We start from the raw sequence: 2,580 nt of genomic DNA on the forward strand, positions 1-2,580 counted from the left end.
CTCATTATACAAAATAAAATGATAAAATTTAATATTTTTTTAAAAGAATTTTCGTGTTTTTATTATTTTATTATTAAAATAATAATATACTACTCTTTTATATAAATAACAACGCGACGGTTTTTTTCCCAGTTTTGCGGTGAATCATTTGGTACAATTGGCTTTGTGTCTGCATATCCTACCGCAGCTAGCCTTTTATCGTCCACATTATACACTTCAATTAAATGGTGAATCATATTTGCCGCTCGTGCTGAAGATAACTCCCAATTAGAAGGGAATTTCTCGTTATGAATAGGTCTACTATCTGTATGTCCCTCTACAACAATTGGGTTAGGTACGGATTGAAAAAATCCAACTAATTGACTTATTATCCCTTTCGCTTCGGGCTTAACGTTCGCATCGCCTGTATCAAATATTAAATTATCTACTATAACGACGCTTACCCCTGTATCCTCTCGATATACATTCACTTGACTAATACCATTATTATCTACATATGCTTTTAACTTCTTATATAATTCATCCATTCTCTTTTTTGAAATCATTTTTTCATCATTTTTTTCATGTGAAATATCCGGTATTGTATTTTCCATTACTTTTGCATCTACTTGCCCCGTATCACTAAACTTTTCAAGCATCTTTGACAATTTTACTGCATCTTGCTTTGATGTAGCAACTAGTAATACAAAGAAAGTTAATAATAACATCGTTAAATCTGTAAAAGTCGTCATCCAACGAGGCGATCCCTTTTGCGGTCCTTTACTCATCATACCACTCCTTGAAATATTAGGCTGCTCCTTTTACCTTTTTTACCTTTGTTTCGTATACGTATGTATCCAGTTTCAACTTTAATTTAGAAGGGATTTGTCCACGATACAATTCTGAAATTGCTTCTATTACAAACTTCTTCTCTGTATATAAATCTTCAATACCACGATATACTTTTTCCGCAAGAGGGATTGCAATCATATTCGCAAGTACAGACCCATATAATGTCGTTAGCATCGCAACTGCCATTCCTGTACCAATTTGCGATGTATCTTGTAAGTTTTGGAGCATAATGATAAGACCGATTAACGTACCAATCATTCCCCAAGCTGGAGCAAAATCACCAATTTTATCTAATAATGCTGCTCCTTTTCTTAACTCATACACTTCCGTTTCAATATCTTTCAATAACACTTCTTTTAATTCATCTTCATCGTAACCGCTTAACATTAATCGAATTCCTTTTTGAATAAAAGGATTGTCTACTTGCTCTCCATCTACCTCTAAAGAAAGCAAGCCGTTCTTTTTAGACTTTTTCGAAAAATCTACAAACAAATCCGTTAACTGTTCTAAATCTTCTTCTCTTCTATGTAAAACAGTAAAAATGCTTTTCGTATATTTTTTTATTTCTCCAAATCGATATGCCACAACAATTGTCGCTGTTGTTCCCCCTATGACAATTAAAATAGATGAAATATCTAAAAAGTTTTTGAAAGCTTTTATTCCACCGCCACCAAGCATAATTGCCGCTATCACTATAATGAAACCTACTATAATGCCCACTGGGCTAGAAATATCAAACTTCCTTTTTCTTCTTTGTGGTCTAGCTAATACTTGATTTTTCTCTCCCATATTTCTGCCCTTTCCTTTCCATTTTTATATAACATTTTTTTATTTTAATAATACGTTTTCACATATAACATGTATTATACGCTTATCATCTGTTTATCGCAATATACTCATAAAATTGACACATTTCATTTCTATATTAGAATTATGGTATGAATAAATGAGGAGGATCACGATGGAACACAACATTTTACAAGTCATTGCATTAGCAGAAAAACTAAAATATGAAATGCGACATAGCTGGCTTTCCAACGGACGTCAAGAAAGTGTTGCCGAACATACATGGCGGATGTCTCTAATGGCCATTTTAGTTGAACCTTATTTGGATCAAAAAGTAAGTATTGAGAAATTACTTAAAATGGTTATTATTCACGACCTAGTCGAAGCCGAAGCTGGTGATATTCCTGCTTTTGATACAATGAATAGTCACGAATTACAGCTACAAAAACAAAAAAATGAACTGGAGGCTATTTTAAATATTAAACAAACGTTAACAGGTTCTCTCGGCGAGGAATTATATGACTTATGGATGGAGTTTGAAGCGAAAGAAACGTACGAAGCAAAAGTTGCTAATGCACTCGATAAACTTGAGGTAAAAATTCAGCATAACGAAGCTGATATTGATACGTGGCTACCAATTGAACATAAAATGACGTTCCAAGTAGCAAAGCATACAAACTTTGATTCTTTCTTATCTAAATTACAAAAAATTATTGAACAAGATGGAGAAAAGAAGTTAATTGCTGCCGGCATTGATGTTGAGGCATGCAAGCAATAATGAAATAAGACACTCAACAAGAGTGTCTTATTTCATTATTGTTGATATAGCCTGCTTATAAATAAGCTGTTGTTTTCCATCCACTAAGATTAAAACTGTAAATTTATCCACTCCAACAACTTCTCCTATTATTCTAACTCCACTCTTTAAGAAAATTGTAACTGTACCTTTTTCTTCTTTTATTT

The 2,580-nt window shown here is 32.9% G+C and carries 4 protein-coding genes; 1 reads left to right on the plus strand and 3 read right to left on the minus strand.

Annotated features, from left to right (window positions below; genetic code table 11):
* Positions 1-89: 89 nt before the first annotated feature.
* Both ABWK52_RS26060 and ABWK52_RS26065 read right to left on the minus strand, forming a co-directional pair.
* Positions 90-767, minus strand: a complete 678-nt coding sequence (locus ABWK52_RS26060) for an OmpA family protein (protein ID WP_000033627.1) — start codon at positions 765-767, stop codon at positions 90-92.
* A gap of 19 nt (positions 768-786) precedes the next feature.
* Positions 787-1,620, minus strand: coding sequence for a flagellar motor protein MotP (locus ABWK52_RS26065; protein WP_000504185.1), 834 nt, complete (start codon positions 1,618-1,620; stop codon positions 787-789).
* A gap of 172 nt (positions 1,621-1,792) precedes the next feature.
* Between ABWK52_RS26065 and ABWK52_RS26070 the strand changes: the two genes are divergently transcribed.
* Complete coding sequence (locus ABWK52_RS26070) at positions 1,793-2,395, plus strand: HD domain-containing protein (protein ID WP_000400780.1); 603 nt, start codon at positions 1,793-1,795, stop codon at positions 2,393-2,395.
* 27 nt (positions 2,396-2,422) lie between these two features.
* Here ABWK52_RS26070 and hfq read toward each other — a convergent pair whose 3' ends face one another.
* On the minus strand, positions 2,423-2,578 hold the full coding sequence (hfq, locus tag ABWK52_RS26075; protein WP_353772231.1) for an RNA chaperone Hfq: 156 nt from the start codon (positions 2,576-2,578) through the stop codon (positions 2,423-2,425).
* Between the last annotated feature and the right edge of the window lie 2 nt (positions 2,579-2,580).

Source organism: Bacillus sp. AP50, from assembly GCF_040492675.1.
GTDB classification, from domain to species: Bacteria; Bacillota; Bacilli; order Bacillales; family Bacillaceae_G; genus Bacillus_A; species Bacillus_A cereus.

Coding starts and splice junctions, on each gene's coding strand:
- ABWK52_RS26070 (WP_000400780.1), top strand. CDS start 1,793: ATGGAACACAACATTTTACAAGTCATTGCATTAGCAGAAAAACTAAAA.
- ABWK52_RS26065 (WP_000504185.1), bottom strand. CDS start 1,620: ATGGGAGAGAAAAATCAAGTATTAGCTAGACCACAAAGAAGAAAAAGG.
- ABWK52_RS26060 (WP_000033627.1), bottom strand. CDS start 767: ATGAGTAAAGGACCGCAAAAGGGATCGCCTCGTTGGATGACGACTTTT.